Raw genomic sequence first — 20168 nt, forward strand, 5'->3', positions numbered from 1 at the left:
CGCGCGCCGGATAACCGGTTGCCACGCTTCGTAAGCTGTACGGACCCACCAGAGTCCTTACCGGGAGCGCCATCGTGACCAGCCCCTATCGCGCGATATTCGCGGCGCCCGGCAGCCGGGCCTTCTCCGCGGCGGGGCTGGTCGGGCGGATGCCGCTGTCCATGCTGGGGATCGGCATCGTGACGATGGTCTCGCAGGTCACCGGGCGCTACGGGCTCGCCGGCGCGTTGTCGGCGACCGTCGCGCTGTCCGGCGCGGCCTTCGGGCCGCAGGTCTCCAGGCTGGTGGACAGGTACGGCCAGGCGCGGGTGCTGCGGCCGGCGGCCGCGATCACCGTGCTGTCGGTGCTGGTGCTGCTGGCCCTGGTGCGGGGCCGGGCGCCCTACTGGCTGCTCTTCGTGTGCGCGGTGGGCGCCGGCGTCATGCCGAGCCTGGGCGCGATGGTGCGGGCCCGCTGGTCGGCCATCCACCGGGGGGCGCCGGAACTTCTGCACACGGCGTATTCGTTCGAGTCCGTGGTGGACGAGATCGTCTTCATCGTCGGCCCGATCCTGTCCATCGGGCTGTGCACGGGCTGGTTCTCCGAGGCGGGGCCGCTGCTGGCCGCCCTGTTCCTGGGCACCGGAGTGCTGCTGCTGACCGCGCAGCGCCGGACCGAGCCGCGGCCGCATCCGCGCACCCACCAGGGGGGCGGCTCGCCGCTGCGGTCGCCCGGCATGCCGGTGCTCATCGGGGTCTTCGTCGGGATCGGCATGATCTTCGGCGGGGTCGAGGTGATCACCCTGGCCTTCGCAGACGAGCGCGGCCACAAGCCGCTGGCGAGTCTGGTGCTGGCGACATATGCCCTCGGGTCGTGCCTGGCCGGACTGGCGTTCGGCCTGATGAGACCGCGCGGGACCGCGCAGGGCAGGTTCCTGCTGGGCGTGAGCCTGATGGCGGTGAGTATGATCCCGCCACTACTGGTCGGAAACCTGGCGTTCCTGGCCGTGGCGCTGTTCTTCTCCGGTCTGACGATCGCACCGACAATGGTGACGTCGATGAACCTGGTCGAACGGCTGGTACCGCGGGCACAGCTGACCGAGGGCATGACGTGGACCACCACGGGGCTCGCGATCGGGGTCGCCCTGGGGGCCGCGCTCTCCGGTCGGCTGACCGACGCGCAGGGCGCCTCGACGGCCTTCGCGGTGCCCGCCGCCGCGGCGGTGCTCGCCGCGGCGGTGGCAGGACTCGGGTATCGCCGGCTGCGTCCGGCGTCGGAGCGGGAGGAGCCGCGCGGTGGGTACGACGACGACAGGCACGGCACGATCGAGGCGCACGACGCGATCGACGGACACGGGGACATGGCGTAACTGGGCGGGCAATGTCGCCGCGCGCCCGGTGCGCACCGCGACGCCGGCCTCGGCCGACGAGCTGGCCGAGGTGCTGCGGGCGGCCGCGGCGGACGGCCTGACGGCCAAGGCGGTCGGCTCGGGCCACTCCTTCACCTCGGCCGCCGCCACCGGCGGGGTGCTGATCCGCCCCGAGCGGCTGACCGCGATCCGCTCCATCGACCGGGCCGCGGGCACCGTGACCGCCGAGGCGGGGGTGCAGCTCAAGCAGCTCAACGCGGCGCTGGCCGCGGAGGGCCTGTCGCTGACCAACATGGGCGACATCATGGAGCAGACGGTGGCAGGCGCCACCAGCACCGGCACCCACGGCACCGGACGGGACTCGGGCTCCATCGCGGCGCAGATCACCGCGCTCGAACTGGTCACCGCCGACGGCTCGGTGCTGACCTGCTCGGCCGACGAGCGGCCCGAGGTCTTCGCCGCCGCCAGGATCGGCCTCGGCGCGCTCGGCGTGATCAGCGCGGTCACCTTCGCGGTGGAGCCGGTCTTCCTGCTGACCGCCCGTGAGGAGCCGATGGCCTTCGACCGGGTGATGTCCGAGTTCGACGCGCTCGCCGCGGAGAACGAGCACTTCGAGTTCTACTGGTTCCCGCACACCGACAGCTGCAACACCAAGCGCAACAACCGCAGCCAGGGGCCCGCGGCGCCGCTTCCCGCGGTCCGCGGCTGGATCGACGACGAACTGCTGTCCAACGGGGTCTTCCAGGCCGCCTGCGCGGTGGGCAGGGCCGCTCCCGCGGCCATCCCGGGCATCGCCAGGATCTCCAGCCGCGCGCTGTCGGCCCGTACGTACACCGACATCCCCTACAAGGTCTTCACCAGCCCGCGCCGGGTGCGCTTCGTGGAGATGGAGTACGCGGTGCCGCGGGAGGCGGCGGTCGACGCGATCCGGCAGCTCAAGGCGATGGTCGAGCGGTCGTCCCTGCGGATCAGCTTCCCGGTGGAGGTACGGGTCGCGCCGGCCGACGACATCGCGCTGTCGACGGCGTCCGGCCGGGACAGCGCGTACATCGCCGTGCATATGTTCCGCGGCAGCCGATACCAGGAGTATTTCACCGCGGTCGAGAAGATCATGACGGAGCGCGGCGGCCGGCCGCACTGGGGCAAGATGCACACCAGGGACGCGGACTACTTCAGGACGGCCTACCCGCGCTTCACCGAGTTCACCGACCTGCGCGACCGGTTGGACCCGGGGCGGCTGTTCGCCAACGACTACCTCCGGCGGGTGCTTGGTTCGTAGCCCTTCGCCCCCGTTTGCCCCCGGCGCGTCCCACGAACGAGTGAGCCGGGTCACTCAACTCCCCTGCCGTACACCACATTCCGCGGCGCGGCAGCCACCCCCCGCTGGCCCAAATGGAGTACCGTGACGAATCCGTGCTCCCGGTTGCCCGTCCGGTCGCCCGGACGAACGGGAGGGGAGCCTCGACGGCGCTCGTCCCGGAGTGCGGCGATCGGTCACACTCAGTGGCCAATCGACCACCGTCCCATAACGGCGTGTCACCAGTCAGTGCCGACACGCCGGGTAACTCTGCAAGGTTGTGGCACGCTGCACCCGGGCAGGCCACACTCGTCCAACGGGAGCAGCGACGCAACTGACGTCGGCAGGCACCACCCGGGAGGTAACCGTGCCCGAACTGCGCGTCGTGGCCGTCAGCAACGACGGCACACGACTGGTGCTCAAGGCTGCCGACAGCACGGAATACACGCTCCCGATCGACGAGCGGCTGCGCGCCGCCGTCCGCAACGACCGTGCCAGGCTCGGCCAGATCGAGATCGAGGTCGAGAGCCATCTGCGGCCCCGCGACATCCAGGCGCGGATACGCTCGGGCGCCTCCGCCGAGGAAGTCGCGCAGATGGCCGGCATCCCCGTGGAGCGGGTACGCCGGTTCGAGGGCCCCGTGCTGGCCGAGCGCGCCTTCATGGCCGAGCGGGCCAGGAAGACCCCGGTCAGGCGGCAGGGCGAGAGCACCGGCCCGCAACTGGGCGAGGCCGTGGCCGAACGGCTGCTGCTGCGCGGCGCGGAGAAGGAGACCGTGCTGTGGGACTCCTGGCGGCGCGACGACGGCACCTGGGAGGTGCTGCTGGTCTACCGGGTCGCCGGTGAGCCGCACTCGGCGAGCTGGACCTACGACCCGCCGCGCCGGCTGGTGCAGGCCGTGGACGACGAGGCCAGGTCGCTGATCGGCGAGACCACGCAGGCGCAGTCGCAGGCGCAGGAGCCGAGCTTTCCGTTCGTGCCGAGGATCGCGCGGCTGCCGAGGGATCGCCCGCTGGACCGGGCGCTCGACCGGCAGTTGGACCGCCAGGACCGTGAGCCGCGCGAGGCGCGCGAAGCGCGGGCCGAAGCCGTCGCCGCCGCCGAGCCGGACGAGCGCGACTCGCTGACCAGCCTGCTTGAGGCGGTGCCGAGCTTCCGCGGCGACATGGTGGTGCCCGCGCCGCCGACCGCCCCGCCGGACCCCGTGCCGGCGGAGCCGGCGGCCGAGGTCGAGCAGGAGACGGCGGCTCCGGCCGCCAGCGCGGGTTCGGCTTACGCCGACGTCCTCATGCCCCGGGCCGTCGCGGGCCACCGCGACCGGTTGGTCGGTACGACCGACCGCCAGGCCGAGGCGGACGGCGTACGCCCCGGCCGCCGGGCGACGGTCCCCAGCTGGGACGAGATCGTCTTCGGCAGCCGCCGCAAGAAGCAGGAATAGCCCTCCTGCCCTCACTGATCCCCGGGTCCCCCGGGCGGGGGGCGCCCCTGCCCTGCCGGGCGAGCGTTTTTCAGGGGGCGGACCTGCACCGCCGGGTGAGCGTTTTTCAGGGGCGCGGGGAACCGCGCGGCCAACCCACCACCGGGGCGCGGGTCGCCACCGGCCCGAAGGGGCAGATCGGTCCGCACCGGACCACCGGCCGGTCGGTGGTCGCGCGCGCAGTTCCCCGCGCCCCCGGGGGGTGCCCTCTCCGCAGAGGATGACCGTTTTTCAGGGGCGCGGGGAACCGCGCGGCCAACCCACCACCGGGGCGCGGGTCGCCACCGGCCCGAAGGGGCAATTCCGTCCGCAGCGGACCACCGGCCGGTCGGTGGTCGCGCGCGCAGTTCCCCGCGCCCCCGGGGGGTGCCCTCTCCGCAGAGGATGACCGTTTTTCAGGGGCGCGGGGAACCGCGCGGCCAACCCACCACCGGGACGCGGGTCGCCACCCACCCGAAGGGGCACTTCCGTCCGCACCGGACCACCGGGACGCGGGTCGCCACCGGCCCGAAGGGGCAGATCGGTCCGCACCCGGACCACCGGCCGGTGCGTGGTCGCGCGCGCGGTTCCCCGCGCCCCCGGGGGCTGACCTCTGGGGCGGAGGGCGCCGCCGGGGGCGCGGGTCGGCACCGGTCCGGTGGGGGTTACGGGGTCGGGCCCGTGACCGTGGGGCGGGTCGGGTCGGAGACCCATTCGCTCCAGGAACCCGGGTAGAGCGTGGCGGGGATGCCGGCCTCGGCGAGGGCGAGGATCTGGTGGGCGGCGGAGACGCCGGAACCGCAGTAGACGCCGACCTCCGTGGCGCCGGTGGCGCCCAGGGCGGCGAACCGGGCGGCAAGCTCCGCCGCAGGCAGGAACGTGCCGTCAGGGGCGGCATTGGCCGTGGTGGGGGCGTTGACCGCGCCGGGGATGTGGCCGGCCACCGGGTCGATGGGCTCGACCTCGCCGCGGTAGCGCTCGGCCGCGCGGGCGTCGAGCAGCAGCCCGCGGCGGGCCAGCGCGGCAGCGCCCTCCGCGTCGACCACCGGCATGCCGCCGGGCCGCGGCACGAAGTCGCCCTCGCCCGGCGGCGGTTCCTCCGTGCTCAGCGGCTGTCCTGCGGCCTGCCAGCCGGCCAGGCCGCCGTCGAGCACCCGGACCTTGCGGTGGCCGGCCCAGCGCAGCAGCCACCAGGCGCGGGCCGGACCCCAGCCGTTCCAGTCGTCGTAGACGACGACGTCCGTGTCATCGCCGACGCCGGCCCGGCGCATGGCCGCGCCGAAGTCCCCCGCGTCCGGCAGCGGATGCCGGCCCGCGGCTCCCGGCGGCGCGGCCAGCTCGGCGTCCAGGTCGACGTAACGGGCCCCGGGGATGTGGCCCTTGGCGTATTCACCGTGCCCGTGCGGTCCGCCCATCCGGTAGCGCACGTCGAGCAGGACCGGCGGTACGGGGGCGGCGGCCAGCTCGGCCGCGGAGATGAGAAATTCCATGCACCTATTGTGGAGGCCCGGCAGTTGTACCCGGCGCGGCCCACCGCACACCGCTTCCGTCGGTGCGACCATCGGCTGTGCCAATCCCGCGGAAAGCCGGGCAGGCAGCGGGCTGCCCATGAGGAGAGCGTTCGCATGACCACCGAGGTACCGTCCCGGCGTCCCCCCGGCACACCCTGCTGGGCGAGCCTGATGGCGCACCGGGCCGACCTGGCCCGGGACTTCTACGGGGCGCTGTTCGGCTGGGGATTCACCCCGGGCCCCCAGCAGCTCGGCTCGTACTCGCTCGCCGTGATCGACGGCCTGCCGGTCGCCGGTATCGGCGAGGGGGCGCCGGAGGCGGACCGGCCGGTGTCCTGGACCACGATGCTCACCGTCGACGACGTCGACCATGCCGCGGAGTCGGTCCGGGAGTGCGGGGGCACGGTGGGCATCGGCCCGCTGAACATCGGCGAGGACGGCCGGCTGGCGGTCGCGGTCGACCCGTCCGGTGCCGTCTTCGGGATCTGGCAGAGCGGGACGTTCGGCGGGGCGGACCTCACGGGCGTGCCGGGGAGCGTGGCGCGGAGCGAACTCGTCACGCACGACTCGACATTGGTCGGCAAGTTCTACGAGGCGGTCTTCGGCTTCGGGCTGGAGCAGGAGGCGGCGGCCGACGAGGACCGCGCCGTGCTCACCGTGGACGGCCGCGCGGTGGCCGGCGTCCACGGTGTCGGCCAGGACCTGCCGCGGGACCGCGGCGCGCACTGGATGACGGCCTTCGCCGTGGAGGACGTCCCGGCCGCCGCCCGCCTCGCCACCCGCCTCGGCGGCCGTGTCCTCACCCCGCCGCACCCGGGCCCGTACGGCCCGGCGGCCACGCTGGCCGACCCCGAGGGCGCCGCCTTCGCCGTGCTCGGCCAGCTGTAGCCGGGTGACCGGTCAGGCCACCTCGACCGGTGGCGTGGTCGACAGGAGGTGCGGGGCGCCCGCGAGGACCAGGCCGGCCGCTCCGCGGACCTCGGCGCCGTCGCCGAGGCCGCCGGTGACGATCTCGACGCCCCGCGCGGCGGAGGGCAGGGTGTGCCGACGGACTCCGGCGCGGAGGGGTTCGAGCAGGTCCTCGCCGGCCGAGGCGAGGTCGCCGCCCACCACGATGAGGCGCGGGTTGAGCAGGGTGACCAGGGTGGACAGGGCGCGGCCGACCGCGTCGCCGGCGTCGCGGACGGCTCGCAGGGCGCCGGTGTTGCGCTGCTTGATCAGCGCGGGCAGGTCGCGGGCGGCGACATGGCGGCCCCAGCTCTGCGTCAGCAGCCGCGCGATGGCGACGGGGCTGGCCACCGTCTCCAGGCAGCCGCGGTTGCCGCAGCGGCAGATGAGGCCGTCGGCGATGAGCGGCAGGTGGCCTATCTCCCCGGCGAGCCCGCGCGCGCCCAGCAGCAGCTGCCCGTTGCTGACGATGCCGGCGCCGATGCCGGCCGACAGCCGTACGTAGACCATGTCGCCGATCTGCCGCCCGGCTCCGTACATCAGCTCGGCCAGGGCGCCGGCGTTGGCGTCGTTGGTGACGCGGACCGGGAGCGCGGTGCGCTGCCGCAGCTCATCGGTGAGGTGCAGGCCGACCCAGCCGGGCATGATGCCCTCGGCGCCCAGTTCGCCGCTGCCCTTCTCGACCGGGGAGGCGATGCCCGCGCCGATGCCGAGCACCCGGGCCCTGGCGACGCCGGTCTCCTGGAGGGCGCGGCCGACCAGGACGGCGACCAGGTCGAGGGTCTCCCCGGGCGCGCGGTCCACGTCCTTGGCCACCCAGTGCTCCCACAGCACCGTGCCGAACAGGTCGCACAGGTTCACCCGTACGTGCTGGTGGCCGATGTCCGCGCCGATCGCGTAGCCCGCGGTCGGCACCAGGGACAGCGACTGCGCGGGGCGCCCGGTGCGGCGCGGCTCCGGGTCGTCGGCGTCCGGCTCCTCCTCGGTGACCAGGCCGACCGCGATGAGGTCGGCGACCAGCGAGGAGACGGTGGCCCGGGACAGGCCGGTGACCCGTACCAGCTCGGGACGGCTGCTGCGCGGTGTGGCGTGCAGGGCTTCGAGCACCCGCAGCCTTCCGATCTCGCGCAGGTTGACTGGTGTGTCGATCTCTACCCCCGGGGGTGTGTGCATGTCGGCCCTCGGGTGCTGGATCCGCGGGCCGCACCCTCTTGCGTCAGGACCGGTCAAGAGCCTTGACTTATGACGAAGTTCAGGCAGAAACTCGCGAACTGTTCTATCCAACTCCACGAGTTTCAGTCGATGCCGGATGAATAACGATTCACGGCCCAGTGCCGCCCGAGGAGGACGCACGTGACGGAGACAGCACCGCAGGCCCTGCGGATCGGCATGGTAGGCCATGCCTTCATGGGAGCGGCGCATTCGCACGCGTGGCGCACCGCGGGCCGCTTCTTCGACCTGCCCCTTCGGGTCGAGCTGGCCGCGGTCTGCGGCCGGTCGGCGGAGCGCGTCCGGCAGGCCGCCGAGCAGTACGGCTGGCAGTCCGCGGAGACCGACTGGCGGGATCTGGTGGCCCGCCCGGACATCGACGTGGTGGACATCTGTACGCCCGGTGACAGCCACGCCGAGATCGCGCTGGCGGCGCTGGCCGCCGGCAAGCACGTGCTGTGCGAGAAGCCGCTGGCCAACTCGGTGCGCGAGGCCGAGGAGATGGCCGCGGCGGCGCAGAAGGCCGCGGCCGACGGGGTGCGGTCCATGGTGGCCTTCAACTACCGCAGGGTGCCGGCGCTCGCGCTGGCCAGGCAGCTGGTCGAGCAGGGCAGGCTGGGCAGGATCCACCAGGTGCGGGCGCAGTATCTGCAGGACTGGCTGGTGGACCCGGAATTCCCGCTGGCCTGGCGGCTGCAGAAGGACCGGGCGGGCTCCGGCGCGCTCGGCGACCTGGGCGCGCACAGCATCGACGTGGCGCAGTACCTGACCGGGCAGCGGATCTCCTCGGTGGGCGCGGTGCTGGAGACGTTCGTGACCGAGCGCCCGCTGCCGGCCAGCTCCAGCGGCCTGTCGGGGACGGCGAGCAGCGAGCGCGGCGCGGTGACGGTGGACGACGCGGCGCTCTTCACGGCCCGCTTCGACGGCGGCGCGATCGGCGTGTTCGAGGCTACGCGCTTCGCGACCGGGCACAAGAACGCGATGCGGATCGAGATCAGCGGCTCCGCGGGCTCGCTGGCCTTCGACGCCGAATCGATGAACGAACTGGCTTTCCACGACCGCTCGGAGGACGCCTCGACGGCGGGCTTCCGGCGCATCCTGGTGACCGAGCCGACGCACCCGTATCTGGACGCCTGGTGGCCGCCGGGCCACCTGATCGGCTACGAGCACACCTTCACCCACCAGGTGCGCGACTTCGTGACGGCCGTCGCGGAGGGTACGGACCCGCGGCCGTCGTTCGGCGACGGGCTCCAGGTGCAGAAGGTGCTGGCGGCCGTCGAGTCGAGCGCGGCGGCGCTCGGCGTCCACATCCCGGTGCAGGGCGCCACCGCGAAGTCCTGAGCCGCCGCGCACGCACCGGCCGCACACGCACCGACCCGACCGCCCACCCCCCGCCACAGGAGGACGCACATGGCACGACCCGTCACCCTCTTCACCGGCCAGTTCGCCGACCTGCCCTTCACCGAGGTGTGCCGGCTGGCCTCGCAGTGGGGCTACGACGGCCTGGAGATCGCCTGCTGGGGCGACCACTTCGACGTCGAGGCGGCGCTCAGCGACGACGGCTACCTGCCCCGGCTGCGCGACACCCTGGACAAGCACGGGCTGAAGTGCTGGACCATCTCCTGCCACCTGACCGGGCAGGCGGTCTGCGACCACCCGATCGACGAGCGGCACAAGGGCATCCTGCCGTCCAGGATCTGGGGCGACGGGGAGCCCGAGGGGGTGCGCACCCGGGCCGCCGAGGAGATCAAGAACACCGCGCGGGCCGCCGCCGCCTTCGGCGTCGACACCGTGGTGGGCTTCACGGGCTCCTCGATCTGGCACACCGTGGCGATGTTCCCGCCGGTGCCGCCGGAGATGATCGACCGCGGCTACCAGGACTTCGCCGACCGCTGGAACCCGATCCTCGACGTCTTCGACGAGGTCGGGGTGCGCTTCGCGCACGAGGTGCACCCGAGCGAGATCGCGTACGACTACTGGACGACCGTGCGCACCCTTGAGGCGATCGGCCACCGCCCGGCCTTCGGGCTGAACTTCGACCCGAGCCACTTCGTGTGGCAGGACCTGGACCCGGTCGGTTTCCTCTACGACTTCAAGGACCGCATCTACCACGTCGACTGCAAGGAGTCGGTCAAGCAGCTGAACGGGCGAAACGGGCGGCTCGGCTCGCACCTGCCGTGGGGCGACCCGCGGCGCGGCTGGGACTTCGTCTCGACCGGGCACGGCGACGTCCCGTGGGAGCCGGTCTTCCGGATGCTCAACAGCATCGGCTACGCGGGGCCGATCTCGGTGGAATGGGAGGACGCCGGCATGGACCGGCTGCTGGGGGCGCCCGCCGCGCTCGCGCACGTACGCGAGCTGGCCGCGATCGAGCCGCCCGCCGCGTCCTTCGACTCGGCCTTCAGCTCGTCCTCCTGACCGCCCCGCGACGGCCTGTCGCACCGGAGGAGGCCGCCGGCCGCCCGCCCCGACCTTCCGGGGCGGGCGGCCGGCGGCCGTGGCGCGGTGCGGTCAGCCGCCGATCCGGTGCGGTGGGCGATCTCGCCGCGGGTGATGGTGCCGGACAGCCGCACCGACTCGATGACGACGCACTCGTTGAAGGAGCCCAGGTCGATCTGGTTCACACCGCTCGACGACGTCGGGTGCGGCGCGCCGCCCGCGCCGCCCGTCTCGGGCGCGGTGCCGCGCGGCGCCCGCAGGTGCCCCGCGACGCTCTCCCGCAGCCAGCCGACCGGGCCCTCCGCCTGCTGGAGCGCGGCGATCAGGTCCAGGTAGACCCGGCGGGAGGATTCGGGGTGGCTGGTGCTGTCCAGCGCGACCATCGCCCGCAGGAAGCCGCGCCAGGACGATCTGGCAGGCAGCAGGTGGACGCTGGGGCCGCCGGTGGCGGCGGCCGGGTGCCCGCCGTCGTCGTCCCACAGGGTGATCGCGTGCAGGGCGATGTCGGGGTGGTGCTCGACGGCGCCGGCGAGGAAGCCGTCGAGGCCGTCGGGGGCCGGGTGCCGCGCCACGGGTGTGCCCGCCGAGTGGGCCGCGGCCGGTCCGCCCGCCGGAGGCGCCCCCGCCGGTCCGCCCGCGGGGCACAGGGCTTCCAGGGCGCGGGCGAGTCCGGCCAGTACGTCCTCGCCGAGCACCGTCGCCGCCGGGGCCGCCGCGGGGGCGGCGCGGGGGCGGGTGCCGGCCGGCAGGACCGCGCGGCGGGCGTCGGCACCTGCGACAACGTGTGTGTCAGGCGAATTCCCCGCCGCAACGGGCGTTCTCCGTCCGTTGATTGACATGACATCAGCGGCGCGAAAAGGCGGCGGGAAAGGACCGGCCCTCATGACCGGTCCCTTTCCGCCGCCTCCGCTCCCCCGTCAGCCGGTGAGCGGCACCGGCGCGGGCCGCTCGCAGCTGCTCGCCACCGGCAGCGACCTGCCCTCGTGTGCCGCCTCGATCAGCGTGAGCATCACGTCGAGCACGTGCTCGGCCAGCTCGGCCGACGCCAGGTGCGGGCGGCCCTCGGCCACCGCGGCGGCCAGGTCCGCCAGGCCGGTGCCGCGCCCGGCGCCCCGGTGGCCCGCCGAGACCGGCAGCGGCTGCCAGGAGCCGGCCGTGAACAGCTCGACCGGGCCCTCGAAGCCGTTGGGATCGGGCACGCCGAGCGAGCCCGCGGTGCCGTGCACCTCGATCCGCGGCAGGTGGGCCGCGTGGATGTCGAAGCTCATGATCAGCGTGGACAGGGCGCCGCCCGCGTGCTCCAGAACGCCCGTCACATGCGTGTCGACCTCGACCGCGAAGCGCTGCCCGGCCCGCAGCCCGCTGCCGATCTCCCGCTCGGCCCGCGGCGCCGCGGCGGCTCCGGTGACCTTGACGACCGGGCCGAGCAGGTGCACCAGCGCGGACAGGTAGTAGGGCCCCATGTCCAGCAGCGGGCCGCCGCCGGGCCGGTAGTAGAACTCCGGGTCGGGGTGCCAGGCCTCGTGGCCCGCGGTGGTCATGAAGGCGGTCGCCGCCACCGGGGTGCCGATGAGCCCGTCGTCCACCGCCCTGCGCGCGGTCTGGGTGCCGGTGCCGAGCACCGTGTCGGGGGCGCTGCCGACGCGTACGCCCGCGGTGCGCGCGGCGGCCAGGACGGCGGCGGCCTCCTCGCGGGTGGTGGCGAGCGGCTTCTCGCCGTAGACGTGCTTGCCCGCGCCGATCGCGGCCAGCGCGACCTCGGCGTGGACGGCCGGGATCGTCAGGTTGAGCACCGCGTCCACGTCGTCCCTGGCGACCAGCTCCCCGACGCCGGCGGCCACTTCCGCGCCGGACCTGCCCGCGGCCTCCTTGGCGCGGGCCGGGTCCAGGTCGGTGACCGCGGTCAGCCGCAGCCCGTCCTGCCGGGCGACGGTGTCCAGGTACTGGCCGCTGATCCTGCCCGCGCCCACCATGCCGATCCTCAGCGGCTCGCCCACAGCAGTCCCCTCTCGGTGATCGCCCGGACCTCGGGCACGTCGAAGTCGTCGGCCTTGTGGCCGATCGCGGAGACGAAGACCCGCCCCGCCCCGCAGGTCCTGGTCCACACCTGCGGCATCACCACGTCCCGCGCCCGGTCGCCGCCGGCCGGGAAGACCGAGGTCGCGAGCACCTCGTTCGCCGGGTCGGTGGCCACCCAGTAGTGCTCGGTGTGCACGGCGAAGCCGCCGAGCCCGGCGGTGATCGGGTGCCCGGCGGGCGCCAGGTCGACGGTGTAGTCCACGAAGCCCGGCGGGTGCATCAGGAACAGGCCGCCGGTCAGCCGCTGGTAGTCCAGGTCGCCGCGGAAGGAGTCGATCACACCGCCGTGCCAGCCGGCGAAGCCGGTGCCGGCGCGGACCGCGTCGGCGAGGCCGCGGCTCTGCTCGGCGGTGATGTCGCCCATCGTCCAGCACTGGACGATCAGATCGGTCGCCGCCAGCAGTTCGGCGTCGGCGTAGACGTCGAGCGTCCGGGCGGTCTCGACGGTGAAGCCCTGGTCCTTGAGGAAGGGCAGGAACAGGTCGGTGATCTCCACCGGCGAGTGTCCCTCCCAGCCGCCGCGGACGACGAGGGCCTTCCGAATCGGATCGGTCACGGGCGTTGCACGCTCCCATCGGTATTGCGCAGCAGGGCCCAGCGGTCGTGGGCCAGTGGTTCGGGTACCGGGTGCTTCCGGGCCGCGGCCTCGTCGGAGTCGACGCCGTGGCCCGGGGTCTGGTGCGGGCGCAGCCCGCCGTCCCGCGCGGTGATCGTGCCGGGGAAGACCTCGTGGACCTGCGGCCTGAAGACCGCGGCCTCCTGCACCCCGAAGGCGTGGCTGGAGATGTCCATCGCCGGGGTCGCGGCCTGTGCGACCGGGCTGACGTCGGCCGGGCCGTGCGGCGCCAACCGTACGCCGCGCAGCTCGCACAGCGCCGCGATCTTCCGTGCGGGGGTCAGCCCGCCCAGGGTGGGCACCCTGATCTCGATGTCGGGCCCGGCCAGCAGCGCGGCGAACTGCGCCGGGTCGTGGAAGAGCTCGCCGACCGCCAGCGGTACGGGCGAGGCGTCGTGCAGCCGCTTGAAGTGCCCGGCGTCCTCGGGGGCCAGCAGGTCCTCGACGAAGTAGAGCGCCGCGTCCTGGATCCGCCGCAGGAATTCCCCGGCCTGCCGCGGGTCGAGCCGTTCGTGCACGTCGTGCAGCAGCTCGACGCCGTCGCCGACGATCTCGCGCACCCGGGTGAGCACCTGGGGCACGTGCCGCAGATATCCGGCGCCGTCCCAGGGCGCGCGCCGGGTGCGTACCGCCTCGGGATCGGCTGTGCCGCCGCCGGCGGCGCCGTAGGTGTCGGCGCCCAGGAGCGCGGCCTGGACGCGCACATGCCGGTAGCCGCGTTCGCGGGCGGCCAGCACCTTGTCGGCGATCTCGGCGGCGTCGCGCCCGTCGACATGGGTGTAGGCCTCGGCGAAGGCGCGGACCCGGCCGCCGAACAGCGAGTGCAGCGGCGCCCCGAGGCGCTTGGCCTTGAGGTCCCACAGGGCGGCGTCGACGCCGCCGAGCGCATTGCCGGTGATCGGGCCGCCGCGCCAGTAGGCGCTGTTGAGCAGCAGCCGGTGGATGTCGTCGGGGTCCCGGCCGGCCAGCAGCGGGGCGACGTAGTCGTCGAGGACCGAGCGGACGGCGAGCGTACGCTGGGGGTCGCTCGCGCAGCCGAGGCCGTAGAGTCCTGGGTCGTTGGTCTCGACGCGGACGATGAGGTGGGGACAGCCGTGCGGGGCTGTCAGGAACGTGCGGACGGCCGTGATGCGTCGGCACGGTGACCGCCACCGCCGTGCCCGCGGCCGGCTTCCGGCTGCTCGGCTGGACACTGGACGGCACGGACCTCGGCAGCACCGCCGCCTCGGTCAGCGTCCCGGTGACAGGCGACCGCACGGTCGTCGCCGGCTTCGGCCCGGCCTCGGCGGGCTGACCCGCGCGCGGGCCCCGGGCGACCTCCGCGGTCACCCGGGCCCGCGTCATGACGGCGTCACCGGCAGCACGTCGGGCGACAGCGCCCCGGCGCCCGCGCTCGCGCTGGTCATGCGGCGCCGGTGGTGGCGGCGGCACAGCACCTCGTAGCCCACCTCGGCGGACTTGCCGTCCACGTCCCCGATCACCACCTGCGCGCCCTCCACGACCATCACCCCGCCGACCGTACGGGCGTTGTGGGTGGCCCGCACCCCGCACCAGCACAGCGCCTCGACCTGCAACGCCTCGATGCGGTCGGCGAGTTCGATCAGCCGCTGGGAGCCGGGGAAGAGCCGGGTGCGGAAGTCGGTGGTGATGCCGAAGGCGTAGACGTCCACTCCCAGGTCGTCCACCGCCCTGGCCAGCTGGTCGATCTGGTCCGGCGCCAGGAACTGCGCCTCGTCCACGACCGCGTAGTCCACCCGGCCGCCGCGGCTTATCAGCGCGACCAGATGCCCGTAGAGGTCCATACCGTCGGTGACCTCGACCGCGTCGGTGACCAGGCCGAGCCGCGACGACAGCTTGCCCTCGCCCGCACGGTCGTCCCGGGTGAAGATCACCGCCTGCAGTCCGCGGGAGGTGCGGTTGTGGACGATCTGCAGGGCGAGCGTGCTCTTGCCGCAGTCCATCGTTCCGGAGAAGAAGACCAGCTCGGGCATGGGTGGGACAGCGGCCTTTCGATCGGGGAGGGGGGACGTGCGACCTTCAGGAGCGTACTTCGAGCAGGGGCACGAGCTGCTCCACGGGGGTCATCGAGCCGTGCAGACCGGTCATCCTGGACTCCCCCGGCTCGGTGCGGGTGGCCGTGATCGCGATGTCGTCGCAGGCGGCGGCGACGACGTCGCCGATCCTGGCCAGCACCCGCGGCTCGGGGTCGGGGCCGAACCAGCCGGCCGCCACCGCCTCGGCCCGGGTCGCCACCCACATCCGCTCCCCCAGCACCTCGCTCCACACCGCGTGCACGTCGGCCGCGGCGCCCGGCACCGCGTAGACATGCCGCGCCCGGCCCTCGCCGCCGAGCACCGCGACACCGGCCCGCAGCTCCCAGTCCTCGTCGAAGTCGATCCGCGAGTCCTCGTCGAAGGGGATGTCGATCATGCCGTGGTCGGCGGTCACATAGAGCACCGCCCGCGGCGGCAGCTGCTCGGCCAGCCGCTGCGCCAGCCGGTCCACCATCATCAGCTGCCCGCGCCAGGCGTCGGAGTCCACCCCGTGCCGGTGGCCCATCCCGTCCAGCTCGCTGTAGTACGTGTAGACCAGCGTCCGGTCGGCCGCGCCCAGCCGGTCCGCGGCCAGGTCCATCCGCTCCTCGCCGGTCAGCCGCCCGTGGAAGACCCCGCCGGAGAGCGCCACCTTGGTCAGCGGGGTCTGCTGGAAGGTCGGCGAGGACACCTGGCAGGTCGCGATCCCGGCGGCGTCGGCCAGCTGGAAGACCGTCGGATACGGCTGCCAGGCCGTCGGCGACGTCCAGGGCTGCCAGCGCAGCTGGTTCATCAGCTCGCCGGTCTGCGGGTTGAGCGTGGTGTAGCCGGCCAGGCCGTGCGCGCCGGGGGGCAGCCCGGTGCCGATCGAGGCCAGCGAGGTCGCGGTCGTCGCCGGGAAGCCCGCGGTCAGCGGGCGGCCGGTGCCGCCCAGCGAGGACGGCAGCAGCGAGTTCAGATACGGCGCCTCCTCGGGGTGCCGCCCGATCAGCTCCCAGCCGAGGCCGTCCACCAGGAAGACGCACACCCGGTCGGCCGGCGCCAGGTCGAGAGCGGTGGCGGGCATCCCGGGAATGCCGAAGCCCGCCACGGCCGCGGGGATCACATCGCACAGCGCGGCCTTGCCGTAGCCGGGCGCGGGAGCCGTACGCGGGTCGAGCGGCACCGGGTCGGGGCCGCCGTGGAACGGATGGCCCATCAGTCGACGGCCGCGGTCGCCTCGGAGAGCGCCTGCGCGAAGGCCAACGTCTGCCGTACGGTGTCCGGCCCGTCGCCGGCCTCGCTCACCCGCAGCGACAGGTCGTCGGCGGTGGACGAGCCGGTGTAGCCGTGGTCGGCCTCGCAGTCCGGGTCCCCGCAGGCGGCCGGCTCCAGGTCCAGCCGCGACACCGCGCCCCAGCCGATGGTCAGCACGACCTCGCGCGGCAGCGTGCCCGGGGTGTACGACTCCGGGTTCGCCACCACCCGGCTCACCACGACCGACGAGATCCGGCCGATCTTCACCGACTCCGTCGAGGTCGTCGCATACGGCGTCGGCGAGGTGTCGTCAGCGGCCTGCTCGTCTGTGTGGCTGACGATGAAGCGGCCCTCGGTGAGCACCAGCACGGTCACATGCCGCCGCACCTCGTTCGCGTCGAACGTCGTCTCCTGGTGCACCAGATACGACGCGACCGGCTCCTGCCCGACCGCTGCCTCCACGGCCTCCGACACGAGCGTCGGGTAGTAGCCACTGCGCTCGATCGCCGTCCGCAGTCCCTGCGTCGTCGTCCCGGTCTTCGCCATGCGCCCATCCTAGTCGCGTCCCCTCGCCTTACCGGCCTGCGATGACCGCGGACCTTCCGCCGCCGGGGCCCCGGCCCGGGAGGGTCAGAAGGAGGAGAGGGCGCGCGGCCCGAGGTCGGTGCGGGCGGGGGGCGGGGCCAGCCGCACGGTCGCGCCGAGGACGGTGAGCCCGTGCGGGGCGACCACGACCGGGTCGAGCGAGACCGCGACGACCTCGGGGAGGTCGTCGGCGAGCAGCGAGACCCGCAGGAGCAGCGATTCCAACGCCGCCGTGTCGACCGGCTCCGACCCGCGCCAGCCGAAGAGCAGCGGCGCGGCCCGGATGGAGCGGATCAGCTCCGCGGCGTCCCGGTCGGTGGCCGGGACGAGGCGGTGCGCGATGTCGCCGAGCAGCTCGGACGGCGGCCCGGCCAGGCCGAAGGACAGGACGGCCCCGGCGGCGGGGTCCATGCCGGCGCGTACGACCGTGTCGACGCCGCGCGGCGCCATCGCCTGGACGACCGGCCGCAGCTCGGCGGGCCCGCCGAGCCGGGCGGTCAGCTCGTCGTAGGCCCGCCGCAGGTCGCCCTCGTCGGCGAGGTCGAGCCGGACGCCGCCGAGGTCGGCGCGGTGCCGCAGGTGCGGGGCGGTGGTCTTGAGCGCGACGGGATAGCCCAGGGCCGCGGCCGCGGCGACGGCGGCGTCGGGGTCGGGCGCGGGCAGGGCGCGGCGGACGGTGATGCCGTAGCGCCCGAGCAGCGCCGCCGCGTCCCGGTCGGACAGGGTGAGCCCCTCCGGCGGCGAGCCGTCGGGCAGCAGCCGCCGCACGTCGTCCGCGGCCGCGGCCTCCTGGATGTCGTCGAACTGCGGTACGCGCCCCGGGTCCGCCGCCCCGGCCCGCCAGGCGGCGTATCCGGCGGCCTCGGCGAGCGAGCGTACGGCCCGGTCGGGCGCGCGGTAGGCGGGGATGCGGGCGCCCGCCCCGGCGGGCGCGCCGAGCCGGTCGGCCAGCCCGTCCAGCGCGAGATGGACCACGACGACGGGCTTGCCGCCGACCGCGGCCCGCCGCAGGGCGTCGCTCAGCGCCGGGTCGTCCCCGGCCTCCGGCCCCGCGTCGAGGCCGGGCTCACCGCCGAGCCCGGGGCCGGCGGGCGCCGCGTCCGCCGGCTCCTCGGTGCCGACGCGGGGGATCGCGGTGACCGCGACCGCGTCCGTGGCCGGGTCCGCCAGCGCGTGTGCCAGTGCGGCGGCGAAGTCGGCGGGGCTCGCTGCCGTGGTGAGGTCCTGGGGCGGTGCGGGGCGCAGGCCCGCGGTGAGGGCGGCGTCGTAGGTGAGCAGCCCGAGGGACTCGGAATTGCCGAGGACGGCGAGGCGGTTGCCTGCGGGGAGGGGCTGGAGTGCGAGGAAGAGCCCGGCGTCGAGGAGTTCGGTGACGGTGTCGACGCGGATGACGCCTGCCTGGCGGAAGAGCGCGCTGACGGTGCTGTCGGGGATGCGGGCGGCCACGCTGTGCCCGGCGGGGACCGAGCCGGTGTGCAGCGCGCCCTTGACGACCACGACGGGCTTGGCCGTGGCGGTGCGGCGGGCGAGCCGGGTGAATTTGCGCGGGTTGCCGAAGGACTCCAGGTACATCAGCACCGCGTCGGTGTCCGGGTCGTCCTGCCAGAACTGGAGCAGGTCGTTGCCGGAGACGTCGGCCCTGTTGCCGGCCGACACGAAGGTCGAGGGTCCGGCGCCCCGCCGGTGCAGGCCGGAGAGCAGGGCGATGCCGATCGAGCCGGACTGGGTGAAGAGGCCGAGCCGGCCGCGCAGCGGCATCTCAGGCGACAGCGAGGCGTTGAGCCGGACGCCGGGCGCGGTGTTGAGCACGCCGAAGGCGTTCGGCCCGATGACCCGCATCCCGTGGCTGCGGGCCTGCCGTACCAGCTCGCGCTGGCGCTCCCTGCCCTCGGGGCCGGTCTCCGAGTAGCCGGCCGCGACGACGACCAGGCCGCGTACGCCCGCCTCCCCGCAGTCGGCGACGGCCTGCGGCACCCGCTCCGCGGGCACGGCGACCACCGCGAGGTCGACGCTGTCGCCGGCGTCGGTGATCTCGCGGACCGAGCGGTGCCCGGGAACGCCGTCGAGGTCGGTGCCGCCGGGCGGGAAGGAGTGGTTGACCGCGTAGAGGCGGCCGGTGAAGCCGCCCGCGACGATGTTGCGCAGCAGGCTGCGGCCGACCCCGCCGGGACGGCGGCCGGTGCCGATGACGGCGACCGATTCGGGGCGCAGCAGCCGCTGCACGGAGCGGGCCTCGGCCCGGTGCTCCCTGGAGCGCATGACCTGCACCGACTCGGTGGTGGGCTCCAGGTCGAGGTCGAGGTGGACGACGCCGTCGGCGAAGCTGCGCTGCTGGGTGTAGCCGGCGTCGGTGAAGACCTTGACCATCTTGCGGTTGGCGGGCAGGACCTCGGCGGTGAAGTGCAGGATGCCGCGCTCGCGGGCGACGGCCGCGATGTGTTCGAGCAGCGCGGAGGCGACCCCGCGGCCCTGGTGGGCGTCCTGGACCAGGAAGGCGACCTCGGCGCGGGTGCCGGTCCGGCCGGCGGTCGAGCGGCCTGCCTCGTCGGTGCGGTCGTAGCGGACGGTGGCGATGAACTCGCCGCCGACGGTGGCGGCCAGGCCGACCCGGTCGTCGTAGTCGTGGTGGGTGAAGCGGTGCACGTCCCGGTCGGACAGCCGCGGGTAGGGCGCGAAGAAGCGGTAGTACTTCGACTCGTCGGAGACCTGCTCGTAGAAGTCGACGAGCCGCCCCGCGTCGTCGGGACCGATCGGCCGGATGTGGGCGATGGCGCCGTCCCGCAGCACGACGTCGGCCTCCCAGTGGACGGGGTAGGGCCGGGTCGCGGGGTCGTGCGGGTCCTGCGGGTCGGTCATGGCCCCAGCGTATGCGGCGTGCCCGGCTAGCGGCGGGCAGGCGCAAGGGGCAGTCTTGGCCATGCGCACCGGCGTGCCGGAGCAGCACTCCCGTCGTGCAAAAATGGTCTAGACAACTTGAAGGCCTGACACACATTGAGGGGCAACACCATGGTTGAGCGCCGCGTCAACGTCGGCTGGGCGGAGGGCTTGCACGCCCGCCCCGCGTCCATCTTCGTCCGCGCGGCGACCGCCGCGGGAGTGCCGGTGACCATCGCCAAGCTGGACGGCAGCCCGGTGAACGCCGCCTCCATGCTCGCGGTGCTGAGCCTGGGCGCGCGGGGCGGCGAGGAGGTCGTGCTCGCCTCCGACGCCGAGGACGCCGAGCAGGCGGCGACCGCACTCGACCGGCTGGCGAAGCTGGTCGCGGAGGGCCTCGAAGAGCTTCCCGAGACCGTCTGACGGTTTTCCCGCAGGCCGCACCACCGGCTTTGCGGCAGAGCCGCAACCGCGTGCGCGCACGCTGAATAGAAGCGGGTCCCGCAGTCCTCACGGATTGTCGGGGCCCGCTTTTT

17 protein-coding genes are annotated in these 20168 nt (G+C 74.2%); 8 read left to right on the plus strand and 9 right to left on the minus strand.

Annotated elements, in window-relative coordinates; genetic code table 11:
* Positions 1-74 precede the first annotated feature (74 nt).
* From OG900_10380 to sepH, 3 genes are all read left to right on the plus strand, one after another.
* Positions 75-1349, plus strand: a complete 1275-nt coding sequence (locus tag OG900_10380) for an MFS transporter (GenBank protein WUH90462.1) — start codon at positions 75-77, stop codon at positions 1347-1349.
* The gene (locus OG900_10385) at positions 1276-2628 is read left to right on the plus strand and encodes an FAD-binding protein (GenBank protein WUH90463.1); all 1353 of its coding nucleotides are present in this window, start codon (positions 1276-1278) and stop codon (positions 2626-2628) included. Before OG900_10380 ends, OG900_10385 begins: the two co-directional genes overlap by 74 nt.
* Positions 2629-2980: 352 nt before the next feature.
* On the plus strand, positions 2981-4084 hold the full coding sequence (gene sepH, locus OG900_10390; GenBank protein WUH95695.1) for a septation protein SepH: 1104 nt from the start codon (positions 2981-2983) through the stop codon (positions 4082-4084).
* Between the two features lie 683 nt (positions 4085-4767).
* On the opposite strand, the gene OG900_10395 is transcribed toward sepH, so the two are convergent.
* The gene (locus tag OG900_10395; GenBank protein ID WUH90464.1) at positions 4768-5592 is read right to left on the minus strand and encodes a sulfurtransferase; all 825 of its coding nucleotides are present in this window, start codon (positions 5590-5592) and stop codon (positions 4768-4770) included.
* A gap of 135 nt (positions 5593-5727) precedes the next feature.
* Here OG900_10395 and OG900_10400 point away from each other — a divergent pair, with 135 nt between their 5' ends.
* The gene (locus OG900_10400) at positions 5728-6501 is read left to right on the plus strand and encodes a VOC family protein (GenBank protein WUH90465.1); all 774 of its coding nucleotides are present in this window, start codon (positions 5728-5730) and stop codon (positions 6499-6501) included.
* A gap of 12 nt (positions 6502-6513) precedes the next feature.
* On the opposite strand, the gene OG900_10405 is transcribed toward OG900_10400, so the two are convergent.
* A complete protein-coding gene (locus OG900_10405) occupies positions 6514-7734 on the minus strand; it encodes an ROK family transcriptional regulator (GenBank protein WUH90466.1) in 1221 nt (406 codons plus the stop codon).
* A 216-nt stretch (positions 7735-7950) separates the two neighbouring features.
* On the opposite strand from OG900_10405, the gene OG900_10410 reads away from it, so the two are divergent.
* Together OG900_10410 and OG900_10415 are read left to right on the plus strand one after the other, a co-directional pair.
* Positions 7951-9111, plus strand: coding sequence for a Gfo/Idh/MocA family oxidoreductase (locus OG900_10410; GenBank protein ID WUH95696.1), 1161 nt, complete (start codon positions 7951-7953; stop codon positions 9109-9111).
* Positions 9112-9180: 69 nt separating this feature from the next.
* Complete coding sequence (locus OG900_10415; GenBank protein ID WUH90467.1) at positions 9181-10188, plus strand: sugar phosphate isomerase/epimerase; 1008 nt, start codon at positions 9181-9183, stop codon at positions 10186-10188.
* A 938-nt stretch (positions 10189-11126) separates the two neighbouring features.
* On the opposite strand, the gene OG900_10420 is transcribed toward OG900_10415, so the two are convergent.
* Genes OG900_10420 through OG900_10430 form a run of 3 tightly spaced genes read right to left on the minus strand, consistent with a single transcriptional unit; the run spans position 11127 to position 14097 of the window.
* Positions 11127-12206 (minus strand): Gfo/Idh/MocA family oxidoreductase, encoded by a 1080-nt coding sequence (locus tag OG900_10420; GenBank protein ID WUH90468.1) that lies wholly within the window; start codon positions 12204-12206, stop codon positions 11127-11129.
* A complete protein-coding gene (locus OG900_10425) occupies positions 12191-12844 on the minus strand; it encodes a ThuA domain-containing protein (protein WUH90469.1) in 654 nt (217 codons plus the stop codon). The genes OG900_10420 and OG900_10425 overlap by 16 nt, the downstream gene beginning before the upstream one ends.
* Positions 12841-14097 (minus strand): mandelate racemase, encoded by a 1257-nt coding sequence (locus tag OG900_10430; GenBank protein WUH90470.1) that lies wholly within the window; start codon positions 14095-14097, stop codon positions 12841-12843. Before OG900_10430 ends, OG900_10425 begins: the two co-directional genes overlap by 4 nt.
* Here OG900_10430 and OG900_10435 point away from each other — a divergent pair.
* Positions 14061-14198, plus strand: a complete 138-nt coding sequence (locus OG900_10435; GenBank protein WUH90471.1) for a hypothetical protein — start codon at positions 14061-14063, stop codon at positions 14196-14198. The genes OG900_10430 and OG900_10435 overlap by 37 nt on opposite strands.
* Positions 14199-14244: 46 nt before the next feature.
* Here the strand turns inward: OG900_10435 and OG900_10440 are convergent, their stop codons facing one another.
* From OG900_10440 to OG900_10455, 4 genes are all read right to left on the minus strand, one after another.
* A complete protein-coding gene (locus tag OG900_10440) occupies positions 14245-14895 on the minus strand; it encodes a thymidine kinase (protein WUH90472.1) in 651 nt (216 codons plus the stop codon).
* Positions 14896-14941: 46 nt separating this feature from the next.
* On the minus strand, positions 14942-16135 hold the full coding sequence (locus OG900_10445) for an alkaline phosphatase family protein (GenBank protein ID WUH90473.1): 1194 nt from the start codon (positions 16133-16135) through the stop codon (positions 14942-14944).
* Positions 16135-16719 (minus strand): DUF5998 family protein, encoded by a 585-nt coding sequence (locus OG900_10450; GenBank protein WUH90474.1) that lies wholly within the window; start codon positions 16717-16719, stop codon positions 16135-16137. Before OG900_10450 ends, OG900_10445 begins: the two co-directional genes overlap by 1 nt.
* Positions 16720-16803: 84 nt before the next feature.
* Positions 16804-19614, minus strand: a complete 2811-nt coding sequence (locus OG900_10455) for a GNAT family N-acetyltransferase (GenBank protein WUH90475.1) — start codon at positions 19612-19614, stop codon at positions 16804-16806.
* A gap of 150 nt (positions 19615-19764) precedes the next feature.
* Here OG900_10455 and OG900_10460 point away from each other — a divergent pair, with 150 nt between their 5' ends.
* Positions 19765-20055 carry an HPr family phosphocarrier protein gene (locus tag OG900_10460; GenBank protein ID WUH90476.1) on the plus strand — a complete coding sequence of 97 codons (291 nt, stop codon included), beginning with the start codon at positions 19765-19767 and terminating at the stop codon, positions 20053-20055.
* Positions 20056-20168 lie beyond the last annotated feature (113 nt).

Origin of the sequence: Streptomyces sp. NBC_00433 (assembly GCA_036015235.1) — a bacterium.
Lineage (GTDB): Bacteria > Actinomycetota > Actinomycetes > Streptomycetales > Streptomycetaceae > Actinacidiphila.